Annotated in this window: 15 protein-coding genes; 5 read left to right on the top strand and 10 right to left on the bottom strand. The window is 37.6% G+C overall.

Going from position 1 to position 19468, the window contains the following annotated elements; translation table 11 throughout:
* Positions 1–30 precede the first annotated feature (30 nt).
* Both M2470_RS13135 and M2470_RS13130 read right to left on the bottom strand, forming a co-directional pair.
* Entirely contained in the window at positions 31–984 is a 954-nt protein-coding gene (locus M2470_RS13135) for a FecR domain-containing protein (protein WP_280745456.1), read from the bottom strand.
* Positions 985–1055: 71 nt separating this feature from the next.
* Positions 1056–1649: an RNA polymerase sigma-70 factor gene (locus tag M2470_RS13130; protein ID WP_280745455.1), complete on the bottom strand. Its 594-nt coding sequence runs from the start codon at positions 1647–1649 to the stop codon at positions 1056–1058.
* Between the two features lie 251 nt (positions 1650–1900).
* Between M2470_RS13130 and carB the strand changes: the two genes are divergently transcribed.
* The 3 genes from carB (at position 1901) to M2470_RS13115 (ending at position 8242) form a co-directional block, all read left to right on the top strand.
* Positions 1901–5119 (top strand): carbamoyl-phosphate synthase (glutamine-hydrolyzing) large subunit, encoded by a 3219-nt coding sequence (carB, locus tag M2470_RS13125; protein ID WP_280745454.1) that lies wholly within the window; start codon positions 1901–1903, stop codon positions 5117–5119.
* Between the two features lie 210 nt (positions 5120–5329).
* Positions 5330–7306, top strand: coding sequence for a transcriptional regulator (locus M2470_RS13120; RefSeq protein ID WP_280745453.1), 1977 nt, complete (start codon positions 5330–5332; stop codon positions 7304–7306).
* A gap of 525 nt (positions 7307–7831) precedes the next feature.
* Positions 7832–8242, top strand: coding sequence for a DUF3836 domain-containing protein (locus M2470_RS13115; RefSeq protein WP_280745452.1), 411 nt, complete (start codon positions 7832–7834; stop codon positions 8240–8242).
* Between the two features lie 98 nt (positions 8243–8340).
* Here M2470_RS13115 and M2470_RS13110 read toward each other — a convergent pair whose 3' ends face one another.
* Positions 8341–9702, bottom strand: a complete 1362-nt coding sequence (locus tag M2470_RS13110) for a TrpB-like pyridoxal phosphate-dependent enzyme (protein WP_280745451.1) — start codon at positions 9700–9702, stop codon at positions 8341–8343.
* Between the two features lie 159 nt (positions 9703–9861).
* Between M2470_RS13110 and M2470_RS13105 the strand changes: the two genes are divergently transcribed.
* Positions 9862–11091: a hypothetical protein gene (locus tag M2470_RS13105; protein WP_280745450.1), complete on the top strand. Its 1230-nt coding sequence runs from the start codon at positions 9862–9864 to the stop codon at positions 11089–11091.
* Between the two features lie 11 nt (positions 11092–11102).
* On the opposite strand, the gene M2470_RS13100 is transcribed toward M2470_RS13105, so the two are convergent.
* Positions 11103–12257: a TlpA disulfide reductase family protein gene (locus tag M2470_RS13100; protein ID WP_280745449.1), complete on the bottom strand. Its 1155-nt coding sequence runs from the start codon at positions 12255–12257 to the stop codon at positions 11103–11105.
* A gap of 187 nt (positions 12258–12444) precedes the next feature.
* Here M2470_RS13100 and M2470_RS13095 point away from each other — a divergent pair, with 187 nt between their 5' ends.
* Positions 12445–14082, top strand: coding sequence for a tyrosine-type recombinase/integrase (locus M2470_RS13095; protein WP_280745448.1), 1638 nt, complete (start codon positions 12445–12447; stop codon positions 14080–14082).
* Between the two features lie 434 nt (positions 14083–14516).
* Here M2470_RS13095 and M2470_RS13090 read toward each other — a convergent pair whose 3' ends face one another.
* The 6 genes from M2470_RS13090 to M2470_RS13065 form a co-directional block, all read right to left on the bottom strand.
* Positions 14517–15170 (bottom strand): hypothetical protein, encoded by a 654-nt coding sequence (locus M2470_RS13090; protein WP_280745447.1) that lies wholly within the window; start codon positions 15168–15170, stop codon positions 14517–14519.
* A gap of 110 nt (positions 15171–15280) precedes the next feature.
* Positions 15281–16036, bottom strand: a complete 756-nt coding sequence (locus tag M2470_RS13085; RefSeq protein ID WP_280745446.1) for a hypothetical protein — start codon at positions 16034–16036, stop codon at positions 15281–15283.
* Between the two features lie 112 nt (positions 16037–16148).
* On the bottom strand, positions 16149–16367 hold the full coding sequence (locus M2470_RS13080; RefSeq protein WP_280745445.1) for a hypothetical protein: 219 nt from the start codon (positions 16365–16367) through the stop codon (positions 16149–16151).
* Between the two features lie 107 nt (positions 16368–16474).
* Positions 16475–17125, bottom strand: a complete 651-nt coding sequence (locus M2470_RS13075) for a DUF805 domain-containing protein (protein WP_280745444.1) — start codon at positions 17123–17125, stop codon at positions 16475–16477.
* Positions 17126–17135: 10 nt separating this feature from the next.
* Positions 17136–17738, bottom strand: a complete 603-nt coding sequence (locus tag M2470_RS13070) for a hypothetical protein (RefSeq protein ID WP_280745443.1) — start codon at positions 17736–17738, stop codon at positions 17136–17138.
* Between the two features lie 358 nt (positions 17739–18096).
* Entirely contained in the window at positions 18097–18552 is a 456-nt protein-coding gene (locus M2470_RS13065) for a JAB domain-containing protein (RefSeq protein ID WP_280745442.1), read from the bottom strand.
* Positions 18553–19468 lie beyond the last annotated feature (916 nt).

Raw genomic sequence — 19468 nt, 5'->3', positions numbered from 1 at the left:
TAATTACTTCATAGGCAAAGTTGTTTTAATTTATTTTCGATTTTCAATATATATCTTACCATGGCATTTCTCAAATTTCCAGTTTCGTTTATAGGATAGTTTATGCAGTACTTCATCTAACGTCTCACCATGTTTAAACTGAGCGCTATATTTTTCATCCCTGATTTTTTCGGAAAGAATAATTACTTTCATTCCGAAGTGTCGCTCCAGCGTAATGGCTATTTCTTCTATTGTTTGTTCACGGAAAGTTAAAATGCCGTCTTTCCATGTAATATAATCGTCGGCAATTACATTTTTATGCTGAATTTCTTTTGTTTTATTATCAAGTATGATTTGTTGGTTAGGTTTCATAAATATGCCGTTAGGCGATTTATTTCCGAGAGGATATACATTTACACTGCCTGACGCCAGAGTTACTATTGTTTGCTTATCCTCACTATATGCTTTGAGTCCAAAACAGGTGCCCAACACTTTAACCAACATATTGTCGCTATGGACGAAAAATGGTTTTTTCTCGTCTTTGGTCACATCAAAGACTCCCTCGCCTGAAAGAGTAACATGTCTTTCGCCCGCGAATGTAACAGGATAGGTCAGCCTGCTACCCCCGTTTAATGAGACTTTTGTTTCATCCGGTAACGTAATATGAGAGATCGTTCCAAGTGGCGCCACTACTTCTACATATTCCTGGCCCAAACCGTCTACGGCAGAATTATAACCGAAAAAATAAGTAAATGTACTTACCGAAACAATTAATAAAGCGATTGCTGAAGCTATAGAAAAATAACGGATGAACCGTCTGTGTCTGAATGGTAATCTAAAGGTGTCGGCCTCTATTTTATTATTGATTTTATTGTATATAGGTTCACGAGATTCTTCCATCTGCCGGGAAGTATCCGGATGTTTCAATGCATTTAATATATGCTGAGCTTCTACTGATATATCTTCAGTATTATTAGCTTCTCCCCTTTTAGTATCGTCCACCATTCAAAATTAGTAAAGTCCGTTTTTAATAAAGAGTTTGTTTTTCTGATTACCCTATAAACGAATATGGACTTTTAACTTTTATTTTGTTTTCTGTTTGCTTTTATAAAGGGGTAATACTGCTTGACAACAGAAACGACTTTACGGATAGCAATATTCATTTGTTGTTCTACAGTTCCTTCTGTTATGGATAATATATTGGCTATCTCTTTGTACTTAAGCTGTTGTTCACGAACCATTAAAAAAACGAGTTTGCATCTTTCCGGCAGTTCTGCGACAGCAGCATTATAGATATCCAGCATCTCTTTTTCGATTATTTCGCCATCTATGGAAGAGGGATCCATAGATAATTCCACAGACACATCATCAATTGAAATGTTCCGGTAGCCATCTCTTTGTTTGATATAATGATAAGATTCGTTCCGGCACACAATGTATAACCAGGGTTTCAAATCATTTATAGATGATAGGGTTTCACGCTTTTTCCAGATGATATAAAATACTTCCGATACAACCTCTTCACAATCATTTTTATCTGACAAAAAATAGTGAATAAAGTGATAGATAGCAGGATAAGTTGAGTCATAGAAGGCCCTGAACGCATTCCGGTCTCCCTGCGAAATTTTTTTTATCAACGTTTCCGATATAACAAGCGGCTTTTTGAACATTTGATTTTTGGATTAGCTTATTATATTCTTAGTCTTTCTTTCACAACAAAAGTAATAAAGATAAATAAAATGCTACATTTATCCGTTATCTTTGTACTGTTTTGATTAATGATATTCTGTAACATAATCTATTGTAGTCAAAACAGGAACGGGAGGTACTGCGAATACTTCCCGTTCTATAAGTGTGTTAAATTTACTTTTCTATAATTGAATTTTGCCGTATCTTTGGGGGCAAAAACAAAGAGTTTATCATGTCAGAAAGCGGAATCAAAAAGGTTATTGTATTAGGGTCGGGAGCTTTGAAGATCGGGCAGGCCGGGGAGTTTGACTATTCAGGGTCACAAGCTTTGAAGGCTTTGCGGGAAGAAGGAATCAGCAGCGTATTGCTGAATCCGAATATTGCAACCATTCAAACGTCAGAAGGTATAGCAGATAAGGTGTATTTTTTACCTATCACACCTTATTTTGTAGAAGAGGTAATTAAAAAAGAACATCCGGACGGTATTTTGCTGGCTTTTGGTGGGCAAACGGCTTTGAATTGCGGAACCGAACTATATACAAACGGTACGTTGGCTAAATATGGAGTGAAAGTTCTGGGAACTTCTGTTGAGGCCATTATGTACACGGAAGATCGTGACCTTTTTGTGAAGAAGCTGGACGAAATAGATGTTAAAACGCCAATTAGCCAGGCTGTAGAAAGCATGGACGATGCCATTGCAGCTGCCAAGCAAATTGGTTTCCCTGTTATGATACGTTCTGCTTATGCCTTAGGAGGTATGGGAAGCGGGATTTGTAAGGATGAAGCCGAACTACGTATATTGGCGGAAAGCGCTTTTGCTTACTCTTCCCAAATCTTAGTAGAGGAGTCATTGAAAGGTTGGAAAGAAATTGAATTTGAAGTAATCCGCGATAAAAACGACCATTGCTTTACTGTTGTAAGCATGGAGAATGTAGACCCACTGGGGGTACATACCGGAGAAAGTATAGTAGTAGCTCCCACCTGCTCGCTAACTGATGCGGAAGTGAAAATGCTACAAGAGCTTTCTATCCGTGCCATCCGTCATTTAGGCATTGTAGGTGAATGTAATATACAGTATGCGTATAATTCGGATACAAATGACTACCGGGTAATTGAAGTAAATGCGCGCCTGAGCCGTTCTTCTGCCTTAGCTTCCAAAGCGAGTGGTTATCCCCTGGCGTTTGTTGCAGCCAAACTGGCACTGGGTTACGGATTGGATGAAATAGGCGAGGTGGGAACTTTAAACTCGGCCTATAAAGCACCTGAAGTAGATTATATTATTGTAAAGATACCTCGTTGGGACTTGACGAAATTTGAGGGAGTAAGTCGGCAGATTGGTTCTAGTATGAAGTCGGTAGGAGAAATAATGTCTATCGGGAAATGCTTTGAAGAGATCATACAGAAAGGTTTACGTATGATCGGACAAGGCATGCATGGTTTTGTAGGAAACAAAGACCTGGACTTTGCAGACCTGGACGAAGAACTTGCCAACCCAACGGATTTACGCATTTTTGCCATTGCAGAAGCTTTGGAGAAGGGCTATACGGTAGATCGTATCCACGATCTGACAAAAATCAATCATTGGTTCCTGAATGCGTTGAAGAATATTGTAGATTACAGCAATACACTGGCTGCTTATAATAAGATAGAAGATCTGCCCGAAGAGGTGCTGAAAGAGGCGAAACGCCTGGGCTTCTCCGACTTCCAGATTGCTCGCTTTGTAGAGAATCCGGAAGGTAATATGGAAAAAGAAAATATCCGTGTACGTAGTCTGCGTAAGAAAATGGGAGTATTACCCAGTGTAAAACGCATCAATACCATCGCCTCAGAACATCCCGAACTAACGAACTACCTGTATCTTACCTACGATGGAAGCGAACATGATATTCCTTATTATGCCAACGACAAAAGCGTCGTGATCCTCGGCTCAGGAGCTTATCGTATCGGTTCGTCGGTGGAATTCGACTGGTGTTCGGTGAATGCAGCCCAGACAGCTCGCAAATTAGGATATAAATCAATCATGATCAATTATAACCCGGAGACTGTTTCTACGGATTATGATATGTGCGATCGTTTATACTTCGACGAGCTTTCCTTTGAACGGGTATTAGACGTAATCGACCTTGAAATGCCCAAAGGAGTGGTTGTTTCCATGGGAGGACAAATTCCCAATAATCTGGCAATGAAGCTATATCGCCAGCAGGTGCCCATCCTGGGAACTTCGCCGCTTTCGATTGACCGAGCGGAGAACCGCCATAAATTCTCGGCCATGCTTGATTCGTTGAATATCGACCAGCCGCGCTGGGCAGAGTTGAGCAGTATGGAAGAGATAGACTCGTTTATTGCCAATGTAGGATTCCCCATCCTGATACGTCCGTCTTATGTATTAAGCGGAGCGGCCATGAATGTGTGCTATACGAAAGAGCAAATGATCGAATTCCTTGATCTGGCAGCCAAAGTCTCTAAAGAATATCCGGTGGTGGTATCCGAATTCCTGCAAGATGCCAAAGAGGTTGAATTTGATGCTGTAGCCATGAATGGAGAAGTGGTAGAGTATGCGATTTCCGAACATATTGAGTTCGCAGGAGTCCACTCAGGAGATGCCACCTTGGTTTTCCCGGCTCAGAAAATCTATTTTGAAACAGCCCGCCGCATCAAAAAGATCAGTAAAATGATCGCCAAAGAACTGAATATAAGCGGCCCGTTTAATATCCAGTTCCTGGCAAAGAATAATGACGTAAAAGTGATCGAATGCAACTTACGCGCTTCCCGCAGCTTCCCGTTTGTTTCAAAAGTATTGAAACGTAATTTTATCGAAACGGCTACCCGTATTATGCTGGATGCTCCTTATACCAAGCCGGATAAGAGCGCATTCGACATAGACTGGATTGGCGTGAAAGCTTCTCAGTTCTCATTTGCACGCTTGCACAAGGCCGACCCTGTATTAGGCGTGGATATGAGTTCTACCGGTGAAGTAGGTTGTCTGGGAGACGACTTTAGCGAAGCGTTACTTTCTTCTATGATTGCAGTAGGAAATAATATACCTCAGAATAATATCCTGGTATCATCCGGAGCCGCAAAAAGTAAGGTAGACTTACTGGATCCTTGTCGGAAACTCGATGAGAAAGGATATACGCTCTATGGAACTGCCGGAACTGCCAAATTCTTAAACGATAACGGCATTAAAGCAACAACCGTCTCCTGGCCCGATGAAACCGGCGATTTGAATATTATGGAAATGTTCAGTAAGCATGCGTTCGACCTGGTGATAAATATCCCCAAAGATCACACCAAACGTGAGCTGACAAACGGATACAAAATACGCCGGGCAGCGATTGACCATAATATCCCTTTAATTACAAATGCCCGTCTGGCCGGAGCTTTCATTGATGCCTTCTGTTCAATTAAAGTAGAAGATATTCAAATAAAAAGTTGGCAAGAATATAAATAATCGTTATTTTTGTAAGAAGATAACCTGAAGGAGTAACAAAATAACAGAGAACATGTTGCTCCTTCAGGATGATACTATGAAATAAGGGCTTTATGCCCGACTCAGTCTATAATGCGTGCTTTTTTGTCATACCTGATGTTCCTTCTCTTGAGCACCTTTGCCATAAATGCTTCGGTGTGCCTACCTTCTATAACTATCAGAAAATACAGTTTGACTGAGTATAATGCCAGTGGACAAAACTGGAATATGGAAGTTTCACCGGACGGAATTCTTTATGTAGCAAACAGTTCCGGTCTGTTAACTTTTGACGGAAACACATGGAATACGTATAAATTACCCGATAAATCGATTTTACGATGGGTGGAACTGGCTCATGATACGGTTTATACACTTAGTGAAACATCCGTAGGCTATTGGTTGCCTGATAGTACAGGAATATTGAAATATCAAGCAACAAAACAGGTACCTGCACATATTCAGTTCCAGAAAACATCACAGGACTTACAACAGCTCATACACCCTCTACCCTCAGAGATCATAAAAGCTAAGCCTTCATCCTATATCTTCGTGAATGGACTTTATTTTATAGGAACGCTAGGACAGGGTATATATATCACCGACTCAGCAGGCGAAATCTTACTCCATCTGACAGCTGCACAAGGCCTGCAGGATAATATTGTAAACGATATGTTGATTGAAAACAATCGTGTTATATGGATTGCTTTTGACAATGGACTTGGGAAGATAACGCTAAATTCCGCACTTAGTTTCTTAGCATATCGCAATGATGTAGGAAAACTAAAAAATGCCGTTTTACATAACGATACCATATATATAAAAACCAATATAGGCTACTATAAACGATCGATAGATCTGTTGGAACCTTTTGCAACTATAGATGAAAAGAAGGCCTTATCTCAGCTGAACAATAAAACGGAGATACGAAAAGCACAGCTTGATAAATTCAGGCAGTTGGCTGGCCAATACAGCGGCTTAAAGGAGATTGAGAATATTTATATGGCGTCGGATTCGTTGGCTTGGCTGGTCAATGAGAATGAGGCGGAGTTCTTTTTAGCAGGCAGAAACCATGTACAATTAAAATGTCGTCTTATTTTCGATAATTACAATGCGAATCTGGTTTACAGGGAAGAGCAAATATTCCCGTTGAATGATTCACTGCATCTGGCCTCTACTACACAAGGGGTATTTCTTATCAACACCAACCGGTTGATACGGAATGGAGGAGACAGAGGTTTGCCTCTCCGACTCACAGGAATAGCTTATAAAGACGACAAAGAACAGTATTACCTAAAGGCCAGTGATAATGAAAAAATCACGTTGCCGTATAACTTTTATGAAATGATGATCAGCGTTGGAGCTTCAGTCTTTAACTCGGTAAACTATATCAGCTACAAAATTGATAACATTTCTGATGAATGGTCGGATTGGCAACGTGGAGGTAAAATCCGTTTTCTGAAACTTCCGGAAGGCGACTATCGGCTTTCTGTCAGAAAATATGTTCCATACGGAGATTTCCCCGAATTACATCTTCTTATCACCGTTCATCCTCCCTGGTATAAAACAGACTGGTTTTCTTTCATCTTCTTAGGTTTTTTAGCCTTTGTATTATTTGCAATAAGCAGGGGCTATCAAAGGCGTCTGCAGAAAAAAGAAAAAAATCGTTTGCGAGCGGAACGGCAAGCCGAGCAACAAAGACTGCAGCAGTTGCAAAATGAAATGCTGGAAGCTGAATTACAAAATGAAAGAAACGAGTTGGTGAAACAGTCATCAACCTTGATGCGCAATGAGGAAGCCATTAGTAAATTGCAAAAGGAGCTGGAGCAGCAAAAGAAAACATTAGGGAGTCAATATCCCACCAACCTTTACCTAAGGATGCGCAAACTGATAGAAGAAACCTTAAACGACTCAAATGAATGGCAAGCTTTTGAGTCTTATTTCGACAATGCACATCAAGATTTCATCAAACGTTTCCGCCAACAATACCCGGACATAACCAATGCGGATTTACGACTAAGCTGTATGCTGCGAATGAACCTTTCCACAAAAGAGATCGCATCTATACTGAATGTATCTATACGCGCCGTAGAACTAAGACGATATCGTTTGAGAAAACGGCTTAATCTGGATAGTGGTATTAACCTGACTGAGTTTCTCATGGATTTCTGATTCAGAGAAAACAATGTTGTAGAAATTTTCCCTTTAAAAAAGAACGTTGAGCAATTGTTGTTGTAGTTGTTTTTTTGCATATCCCCTCAGGATGCATTTACTTTGTAATAGAAAAAGAACCAAGCCTTTGACTTATTATATATGGCTGAGGGAATGCTGGGATTTACATGTTCGCTTTTTATAAATGCAATCGTTTCCTCCTTCTCTCTTAGCTTTAATCCAAATGAAAACAATAGAGGTTTTTCGTAGCTAAAGTCAACGGGCTTTACCACTCCCTCGATTTAAACGCCAAAACCCTGGTTTCCCGATTTCAGTAATTGAAATCGGGAAACTTACTATATATACCCTTCATAAATATTTGCTTACGATTTGTAACTTATAAATAAATTTAGCAAAGCTCATGGTTCTTTATAATTGTTAAATAACCATATTTAACTATCAAAATGTCAGCAAATATTTTTTTATCTCAAAAGAAGAGCCTTACTTTGCATCAAAATGAAATTAAATCTGTTAAAACAAATTGAAATGAAAGCGTCAGTATTAAACAAAAGTATTTTGAGTATTGTCTTTGTGTTTATATGCAGTATGGCAATAAATGCTGCCTCTCCAAGAAGTTATATATACGACACAAAGGAAGAAAATGGTAAGATCGTTTCAAAAACTGTCTTTACTAATGATAATGGACTGTTAAACAAGCAGGTAATGTACGAATTCACCTATGATAAAGATGGGAAAGTAGCAGAAAAGAAAGCGCGTCGCTGGAATAAAGCAAGTGAAACATGGGAGCCTTTCTACTTGATTTCCTATCAATATGACAATGAAAACGGGACAATTCATTCTGTATACGGAATGTGGGATAAAAAGACAAATGCTTACGATTTGAATATCCAAGAGATGACTTTGTCTTCATCCAACTACGAAGAGATTTTTTCATAAACACAAACATATTTACACACATTAAAAATGGTGCAATACCGAAGATGGGAATCTTCGTATTGCACCGCTTTCTTTTTCTTTTGTACTCTCCTACTATATCAGATGATCTTTTCTAATGATTCCAGATTCTTTGCTACTTCACTGTCGGGCAAATCGTAATTTCCTAAGTCGCCTGACAGGTATTGATCGTATGCAGCCATATCAATCAAGCCATGTCCGGAAAGGTTGAACAATATGGCCCGGGGTTTTCCTTCCAATTTTGCCTGATTGGCTTCCTTAATAGCGGCAGCAATCGCATGCGCAGACTCAGGAGCCGGGATAATTCCTTCCGTCTGAGCAAATAAAGTAGCTGCTTCAAACGTTTCCAATTGTTTAATATCAACAGCATCCACATATCCGTCTTTCCTTAGCTGGCTAACAATTGAACCGGCGCCATGATAACGTAGTCCACCTGCATGAATATGAGCGGGAGAGAAATTATGTCCCAACGTAAACATAGGTATCAGAGGAGTATAACCGGCTTCATCGCCAAAATCATACTGGAATTGTCCGCGCGTAAGTTTGGGACAGGAAGATGGTTCTGCCGCAACAATACGGATATCCTTTCCTTCAAGTAATTTATGGCGAAGGAATGGGAAACTAATTCCCGAAAAATTGGAGCCGCCTCCGAAACAACCAATCACAACATCGGGATATTCTCCGGCCATTTCCATTTGTTTTTCAGCTTCCAGTCCGATAACCGTCTGGTGTAGCATAACATGGTTCAATACACTACCTAATGTGTATTTACAATTAGGCGTTTGTATAGCCAGTTCTACAGCTTCAGAGATAGCCGTACCCAGGCTACCCTGATAATTCGGATGATCTGTTAGTATTTTACGACCAGCCTTGGTACTCATACTGGGCGAAGCAATTACCTGCGCTCCGAACGTTTGCATGATAGAGCGGCGGTAGGGCTTTTGATGATAACTGACTTTTACCATATAAACAGCCAGTTCCAATCCGAATGCCTTTGCTGCATATGACAAAGCAGCCCCCCATTGTCCGGCTCCTGTTTCTGTTGTAATATTAGTTACACCTTCTTTTTTGCAAAAATAGGCTTGCGGGATAGCAGAATTCATTTTATGTGAACCAATGGGGCTTACACTTTCATTTTTAAAGTAAATATGAGCAGGTGTATCCAATGCTTTTTCCAGTCCGTATGCTCTTACCAATGGAGTAGGGCGCCATATTTTGTACATATCACGAACTTCTTCAGGTATTTCTATCCATGCATCGGTTTGATTCAGTTCCTGATGTGCTAATTCTTTGGCAAACAAAGAATAAAGCTCTTCCTCCTTCATGGGTTTTTTATTAGCCGGATTTAATATGGGAAGTGGCTTATTCTTCATATCGGCAGCAATATTATACCAAGCCGTCGGGATATCTTTTTCCTCTAATAAATACTTTTTTGTCTTCATATAATCTATTTCTGTTTACATTATTGTGAAAATGGAGTGGTAATACTAACAAGTTGGAAGCAAAGTAACAAATAATATTCCGTTTCTCAATAGAGAATAAATAAAAATGTATACCTTTGCATGCCGGACGATAGAAATGCTATTATACATCCAAAAGTTATGCAGAAACTATTATTTATTTTTGCTTCCATATTTCTTATCCAGTCTTCTGTAAACGCTCAACAGAAAAATTTCACGTATAAGTTTTATGGTTTTGTAAGAGGAGATTTATATTATAACTCCAGGAACAATGTAGAGGCGGTAGATGGAAACTTTTACCTCTATCCGTTGGACAAAGCACCTGATGCAACAGGTAAAGACATGAATGCCAATCCTAACGGCTCGTTTTATACATTCACTACTCGCTTTGGGCTGGATGCTACCGGGCCAAATGTAGGGAGTGCAAAAACCACAGCAAAGGTAGAAGTAGACTTAGGAGGTTTTAATCTGGCACATTATACACTACGTATCCGGCATGCCTACGTAAATATGGATTGGGATAAAGGTTCTTCACTGCTGTTGGGGCAAACCTGGCATCCTTTGTTTGGAGACGTTATGCCGGAGGTGTTAAACCTGAATACCGGAGGCCCCTTCCAGCCTTTCAACCGTAGCGCTCAATTACGCTATCAGTATAAGAAGAATAAAATTACACTGACAGCCTCTGCCGTCTATCAACTGATGTACTTATCAACAGGTCCGAACGGGAAAAGCGAGGAATATTTGAAAAACGGAGTAATTCCCGAGTTATTTGCCGGAATTACGTATCGCAACAATGGTTTTCTGGGAGGATTTGGTATCGAGATGTTGTCTTTGAAACCCCGCTTAAACTCTACCCACGAAGGAAAAACATACAAGGTAAGCGAGCGGGTGACGAGTGTATCGCTTATGGCGCAGGCGCAATACCGGGCAGATAAGCTTTTCCTGGCAGGAAAGACATTGTTGGCTTCCAATCAAACCCATACGGCAATGCTGGGAGGTTATGGCGTTTCTTCCGTAGACCCTGCCACAGGTGAACAGGAATACACACCATCCCGCCACTCAACAACATGGCTAAATGCTGTGTATGGTACTAACTGGAAGGGAAATCTATTCATGGGATATTCAAAGAACCTGGGAACTACCGACAAACTAGTAAGCGTAGACCGCTTTTATGGAAGCGGAGTAAATATAGACCAACTATTATCAGTATTTGCCGGACTCTCGTATAATTTACCTCATTGGAAAGCCGGAGTGGAAGGTTCAGTCACCACCGCATGGTACGGAGATACGGATCTCTCCAACGGAAAAGTGCATAACACACATGGCGTAACCAATCTGCGTATTCTGGGATTACTCGTTTATTATTTCTGATCTTTCTTCTGTCAGAGGATTTTCTTTATATCCTCTTCCAATTTTGAGAGGTCTTCAACACGCTTAACCAAGTCTCCTTTTTTGTTCAGCAAGAACAAGGCTGGCAGCTGTCTTACATTATATAAGGCAGCAACTTGCGAATAAACAGATTCCGGATCATGTACACATGTCCACGGAAGTTTAGATGCTACATTTTTCCAGAAGTGGGTGTCTGTATCTAAAGAAACCTGGTAAATTACAAAGTCTTTATTGCCGTATTTATCATATAAGTCCATCAGATCCATATTTAATGCAGCCGACCACTCACTTTGATAAACGGTGAAATTAATCAATACCGCTTTGTTCTCAGCAACAGAAGATAGCTTTACAAGTTCACGGCCTAAGTTGGGTAAAGATATATCGAGGTAGCTGACTGTTTGCAGGTTCACCTGGTCTGTATCCAATACCCGTTGTTGGCGAATTACTTTTATAGATTGTAAAGCCAGGTTATGCAGATGGATTGCCCGTGGGCTTTCAGGATAATTAAAGTCGTAACTGGTAGCCACAGCACCATAAGCCTTGGAATCGTTTTTGTCGTACAAGTCAAAAAACAACAAGCCGTCTATTGTCTGAAACAAAGCAAAATAAGCTGTAGACGACATAGGAGCAGCATAAATATATTTACGGGCTGTCTCTTTATATGCCTCGGCTACTTCCAGCACCTTAGAACGATAGGTAGTATCTGATATCAGTTTGCTCTCGTAATCTTTCCGCAAGCGTCCAATGGCCTGGTTGGCATCAAGCTGGGCCAATGTAATAGTTTTGAAGGCTTTTGCACTCTCAGAACCTTCTACCATATACGACGTTGCGAATGTTCCGGCATCAGCTGTGAACGTGAGGGCTTCAGTAGAGTCGACAGCAAAATTGATCAACTGGTTATTCAGGCGAAAACGATAGAATTCAGGATATTTCGGACGAGGTTTTTCAAAAGAAAACTTACCGGCAGCCGTCAGCTTAACAGAGTCCATCGTCTCAACAGAAGAGACACCCACATTTTCAAGGTACATCATTTGTCCGTCAGCACCGGAAACGACTCCTTTTACCGTGAAGCTGTTTTTGCTACAGGCAGAAAACAAAAGTGTGCTTACAATGAAAGCTGTTAATAGATATATAGTAGTACGTTTCATATTAGATTATCCCGATTTTACATTAGCTTGCAAATATACATTATTTAAGTTATAAGTAGATAAAATACGAGGGTATTTATAATCAATATTATGTATCAGTCGCTTAAAAGTAGCAAATAGTCTTTTCAACCTCAAAAAGAACCGAATTAAAGAACGTATTTGAAGAACCATTTTGAAGAACAGAGGTATGGAAAGGCAATTATTTGTGAATGAATTGCAACTATCATTTAACTTGCGTAAGCCAAAAGGCAATAAGCCAACAGGTATTTATCTTGTATGCCGAATAGATGGGAAACAAGTAAAACTCTCAACTGGTGTCAAGGTTTATCCTGAGCATTGGAATAAAAACAGACAAGAAGCCTATATCAGCCTACGATTATCAGAATTAGACAACAGAAATAACCAGATTGTAAATGAAAGGATAAGTAAGTTAAAGTTAGACTTTTTCGAGTTTAAAAAGTATCTTTGCGGGAACACACATAATATTGAGAATTGCCTTGATATTCTCAAGTCATATATTTATAAATCAGACTATTCTATGCGTAAAGACAAACAAAGGGTAAATGCTTCTATTGAGATGTTGCAAATAGTTGAATCTAAAGACGTAAAGGAGAGTACTAAAGAAATTCAATTAGGTATAGTTCAATTATTTGCAAAATTTTTAAAGGAAAGCAACATACCAGACACCTGGAATAGTATTAATCTTGAAACACTTAACAAATACCAGCAGTATCTTATTGCTAATGGCAAAGTATTTCAAACGATAAAAAATAATTTTGGAGTGATTAATTCTATACTAAAAATTGCTAATAAACGGCAAGATATACCCTTTAAAATTCTTGAAAGCGGAACAGATAGTTTTGACCTTATAAGAAATAAGGCCAATAAAGAAAAGCAAAAAGATAAACAGATTGCTTTAACAGAAGAACAGGTAGAAAGGATATATAAACACACTCCAACAGGTAAAAATGCAGAAAAGGTCACAGAGATAAAAGATATATTTGTATTGCAATGCCTAACAGGGCAAAGATTCTCTGATATGGATAAGTTTTTCTGTGGTGACTATAAAACAGATGGAGACATTATAAGTATTGTGCAAAAAAAGACGAATAAAATAGCTACCATTCCTCTACTGCCATTGGCACAAGAAATACTAGCTAAATACCCAAATGGGACGAAATATGTAACCTTTAAACGTAGTGATAATACAATATCAAATAAGGAGCTAAAAAAGATTGCAAAAGAAATTGGATTCACAGATACTGTATCTTATCATGTACAAAGGGGTAAAGAAGTAGAAATAATTGAAGAACCTTTATATGAATTGATTCATACTCACTCTGCACGTCACACATTTATAACAATTTGTTGCATGAGAGATATTCCCAAAGATATTGTTATAATAGCAACTGGTCACTCAGATACAAAGTTGATAGATGAAGTCTATAGCCATTTGAGTGACAAGAGTAAAGGGGAGAAAATATCTAAAGCATTTAATGATAAACTAAAAGGTGCTGGAGTGTTTTCAGCTTCTAAAAAAGATATAACTAGCAAGATAACAGAACAGATTAATAAACATTCTGAAAATGGAGAAATTTCTCCTGAAAACATATATAAAATCACTTCTATGGTTATAAATATAGTTAGCTTCCTTGTCAAAGATGAAGATAAAGATACAGCGATTAAAACGGCTATAGATATGTCTTTGTCTATGCTGAAAAAAGAAGTACCAATGGAAACTATCGTTGATGTTGTTATAAGTAGTTTCAAAAAATCCAACAATATTCCTGACATAATAGTGAATGATAAAGAGTCCACCAGCTAATAAAGCTAATGGTAATATCTATAATGAATGTCTGCTATTTAATATAATAGTATTATGACTGGACTTGTCCTCATAATGTCCTATTATGTTATATAGCTTTTAGACATTCGTTAGGGATATGGTTCGCCACACACCATCAGGTATGCATATAAATACAATTATTATAAATATCACTGCCAATAACAAACCTATCCCTTTAATCCACTTCTTCTTATAAAACAAGTATGAAACAGGAATGAAAGCTTGTAACAATGCTATATATAATATCCAGTCAGGTAATGAGTGAATCCAAATTTTAGGAAAATAATTGTAGATATTGCTTTTAGTTTCAAACCCATTTATTGCACCCTGACTGAATATATATAAAGAAATCAATATTAATGAGAGTAATATTGGAACACGTATATCATTAAAATATCTAAGTATCAATGCCTTCATATCATGTAAATTAAATGATGTATAAACTTATCTACCATTGGATGCAAGTGCGTTCCTAAACGATATGCTATTAATGGGATTGGATACAAGAATAGGAGTATTAAGCCATTAATATACTGCTTCCTAAACATTAGGTATAGTATAATTATAGACACGATGACATATATATTATCACCATTTTCTAAAAAGTATCCTACCCTTAAAATCAGTAAAAGCATTAGTGTTGCAATATAATAGCAATAACCTAACCTAATCCTTTTCCAGTTCCAGTTAAATCCATTAATCTTTCTGTGCCATTTTCTGACAAAGAATGATATTGCTATGTTTATAGGCAATACTGCAATGCAGTAAATAAGTCCTGCCCCAAATATGTAGTTGAACATACAAGGTACACGTATAGGAAAAAGTAGAAAGCTATCCCATGTTATATACCTTAATGCTTGTGTCTTTAAATACACTTGATATGAATCAATATTAAACCCCAAGATTAACGGTAGTAACAGTAGTAGCAAGCCAATATACCATTTAGAGAAGGTCTTTATCGTATCATAGAGTAATTCCTTTAAAGTTTTTCCCTTATCATATTGTATGAAAGCTATTGCCCCTAATAACTCCACTATGGAGATTGCATCTATCAAAAATATATTCATATTCAGCTTCTTTTCTGTATAAAACTATAGATTGGGACATTTTTGTATCAGGGTCTATAAAAGAGAAAACGACTGATTTTTGTCCCACTCAACTTTATAAAAAGATAGCATTATTCATAATGATAGTTTGTTGTAAGAACAACAGTTTCATCAAGATATGCAGTGGAAGAAATCCTGCCCTCACTGTCTCTTTTAATGTTCATGAGGTTCTTGGGTAAATAAGAAACAGGCTTTCCTGAAAACCCTCCGTAGTACAAAAAATATGTTATACCAAATGTAGCTGCACCAAAGAGTATAACTGGCTCAACTCCTCCTGTATTCTTTTCATTTGATAAAAGTATATCATAAGAGTGTGGATCAGGATACCAATTAACTGTAACTTTAATTTTAGTATTATAATATTCATACAAATAATGGTCATCAAAAGAGCCTTCTTGTTCCCATTTTTCTTTTATGTAACCTTCCTCATTATAATGGCATTCAAATTGCTCAACCCACTCTTCGCTATCTTCTGGATAATAGGTAACTGTCATTTCAGAAGCATAACCTTTATCATTTAAAGCGATGATAAAAGATGTTGTATAAGTAGAGCCTTCTATTGCTTTTGTTGTACCATATATGCGATTTTTATCATATGAAGCTTCTAAAGATTGTCCTTCAGTATCATAAATTTTAATAATACGTCCAGATTTATCCCTTTGAAAATTCATCTTATAACCATTGTTATCGCTAATCGCTATTAGCTTCTGAGTTATTAAAGATGTTGCTGGCTTTTCATCAGGTTTCTCTCCACCTTCTTCACTACTGCATGAGATAAAGCATAATATAGCTATTATAGTAGCTATGAATAGTTTAAAAGTTTTCATAAGTTTAATTTATTGAGTTTATAATGAATTCTTTTGTTTAAAACTATAGACAGGGACATTTTTAACTTTGGGTCTATAAAACCTTTATTCTGAAAAAAATGTCCTTATCAAATTAATCCCATTTGTTTTTTTCTTTTTCATCGTCATATTCCTTCTGTGTAAAATAAGAAAGTAATAAAAATATTATTCCTATAATAAGAAGTATTATTCCCCAGCCAGTATTTCCATTTAGCAAGCATATAATCCCATATGGGATAAAAAAGAATAGGCCTGAAATCCACATAAAACCTATACACCCTGAATTAGCAGGATTTCTATCACTATCATTCATAACTATTTCTTCCTAAAGATATCTTTTAAATACTAAATAAAATGAATGCTGCTCCTAAGAACAGCAAAGCATATAGCCAATAATCTTCTTTATCTTGTTTCATATCGTTATTTGTATTTTGGAGATGCTCCATATTCATTTGAACCTCTTTCTCCATCACCAAATAACATTATAAAGAAGTAAAGTGGAATTAGTTGAAACCACCCTGAGTTCCCCCTGTCATGACAGCGTTTTGCTCCCTGTGCGCAGAATATCCAAAATAAAGGAATAAGTAGTAATCCCAGAAAAATGGCAACATATTCATTGATTTCTATCATGCCCATATAATTAAAGATCAACGTGTAATATATTGCAGCAAAAAGCAAGCAATAAGACAGGTAGGTAAAGCAGTACTCTGAACGCCTTATTCTCCCTTCAAAAGAAAACAAATGCTCCCAAAAATTGCTCTTTTGTTCTATTCTTATTGTGTCTATTTCTTCTGCCCCATCATAAATAGCGACATAAAGCGGAGTTGAATATTGGTTTATATAAAATTCATGTTCACCGGAAGCGGGAAGATCTTTAATTATTTGCAGTTGTGTCCTATGTTCAGAATATAAGCGGATGCTTAACTCTGTAAAGTCTTTAGTCTTCCACCTAACAGGTATAGAGTTCATTCCACTGGGCAAAGTCACTTGCTGATTAATAAGCCTGTCATTTTGAACGCAAATAGTTTCTCCATTGACGTACATTTTAAAAAGGTCTATAACGGGTTTCATATGATTATAATTATGGTGTTATCTGATTTTTTAGAAGATAATAATCATTCCCTGATTTGCCAATCCAGTAGAATTTTTCTGAAATCAATCGCTCTGCTAATCCTCCGCTGATATGCCCTTGGTTATAAAAGTCATATATTTTATGCAATTCAACATCTGCAAAAAACCAAGAGTTTTCATTAAACAGTCTGCCTCCCGGTTTGCTCTGTACAATTTTATGAGCTAACGAACCATCATCGTACCCAATGGAAACTATTTGGACTGTCCATGTAGAATAATCGGACAGTTTTGTCGCTTCTGTTTCAAGTTTTCTTTCTGAAACTTTTTCTTTGGGTTTGTTCTTTTCCAACGCTTCAAGTCTAATTCTTTCTTGATTTTCAAGTTCTTCCCAATACGCATCCATTTCTTGCTTGGTTTTGTTGTTTTCAGGAGATTTAATCCTGAAAAAATCTATTATCTTTTCCCAATACAATTCGCTCTCTGGTATTTGCATAACTTCGGTAGTAAACTCTATGTTACTATAATCGACGGGTTCTTCAGGTGGTTTAGTTCTTAACAAGTCTACTACCCATAATAGGAAAAGTAATCCCAATAATCCTAATATGTATTTCATAAATCTGCAATATCGTGCTCCCTGTCCCCTACAGAAGCGGTTTATAAAAAAAGAAGCAGGGAACTATCCGTATATCTTATCTGCTTTAGAAGGTATCGCCAGAGACCCCCGAACAAATAAGCGAATAGCCCCTGCCCTTTATGTGATACGCCTTGTAAAAGGAATATTCCATAGAAAGACAGAGCACTTCTTCGCTATCACTCGTTCGGATTCGAAAAACTGGCGATTTTTCTAAAGCAGAGTAATATCTTAGAATGCTTCTTGTAATAAGTACTTCACTACCTTGCTAACTCTTTAGCTATAATGAAGTAATGCAAAGATAAACAAAAGCGTTAAATATCGTATTCTGATAAAAGAATTATAAAACTCCTTCATCAGCAAAAGAATAATAACCTTCTGCTGTAATAATCAGATGGTCTAACACAGTAATATCAAACAGCTTGCAAGCCTCTTGAATATTGTTCGTGATGCATCTGTCCTGATTGCTAGGCATCATATTGCCTGAAGGGTGATTATGGCAAAGAATAATGCCACTACTGTTAGAGAGGATTGCAGACTGTATGATTAACCTAATATCTACTATAGTCCCGTTAACTCCTCCTTCACTTATGAGGTGAACACCAAGTACCTTGCTAGCACGATTCAGTAATACCACATTAAAAGACTCCTTGTGTTGAATTGTCTTCATGTCAAAGACGTGCTCCATCAGAAAACTAAAAATATCCCGCGAGTTCTTAATCTGCAACCTTTCAGAAGGCTTGATTAGGGGCTCATAGTGGATAGTAACATCACAAACTTTATAAACATCTTTCATCTCTGTAAATGATTAGATTAAACAATAAGAGAGCCACTCATTGCTGAATGACTCTCATTTTGAATTGGTTGTAAAGGTTAAATGATATGTTTATTTCCCCACCAAAAAGAAAAACCCCTTAGATTTCTGCCTTATGTTATTTGGGTAGCAGTTTTCTCTAAGAGTGATTTTCGGAACAGGGCAGGTTAAACTAAAAATGCAGCGTAGTTTCCACAGCTACAATTCGAGTTAATAATATATCATTTTCCTCTGAGCCACCTCTCGGGGCGTATTGGGGAACACTACTATCGCTCACATACCTATAGCTATGTTTGTATGGAACATCTTACTAGATTTTAACGGGGAGGGGGTGTTTTTTGTTGATTCCTTTATATACGGAACATCACTCAGGAACAAGCCATTTTATGTAGTTATATTGTTCGTATTTCGGTTAGTATAAAATTTTAGAAAATTGATTGTATATGACCCGGTAAAAATTTCATACTAAAGTGGATTTATCAACAATAGAGTGACCTTTTGCATGAATTTTCTGTAACATGGCACACCGTAGTACCATTAATAGAACATATAGAGGTACAGTGGTTGTTTTTGTAGATTTATCGCATTTCATTTTTTCAACCTATCAAGTCTTTGTACCTTTGTTTATCTCCAAATCGAAAACTACCCTACGTCCCAGTAAACGGAATAACTCACTTCGCGTCCGGTTCTGGCATTGCTACTACCTTTAAGAGGACGACGTCTGAGAGATACATTATTTATAAATCAACCAAACCGTAATATGTACCATACCTACGAACAGTTAAAAACAGTAGCTATTAAAGCTGGCATACCAGACTCACGAATGCATATCGCCATTTGGGCGCAACTTAATGGATATGTAAAAGTAAGAAAACAGATTAACAACATTAGACAAACT

The sequence above is a fragment of the Parabacteroides sp. PH5-46 genome, from assembly GCF_029892785.1.
GTDB lineage: Bacteria > Bacteroidota > Bacteroidia > Bacteroidales > Tannerellaceae > DFXE01.
This window is presented reverse-complemented; position numbering and strand designations above follow the sequence as displayed.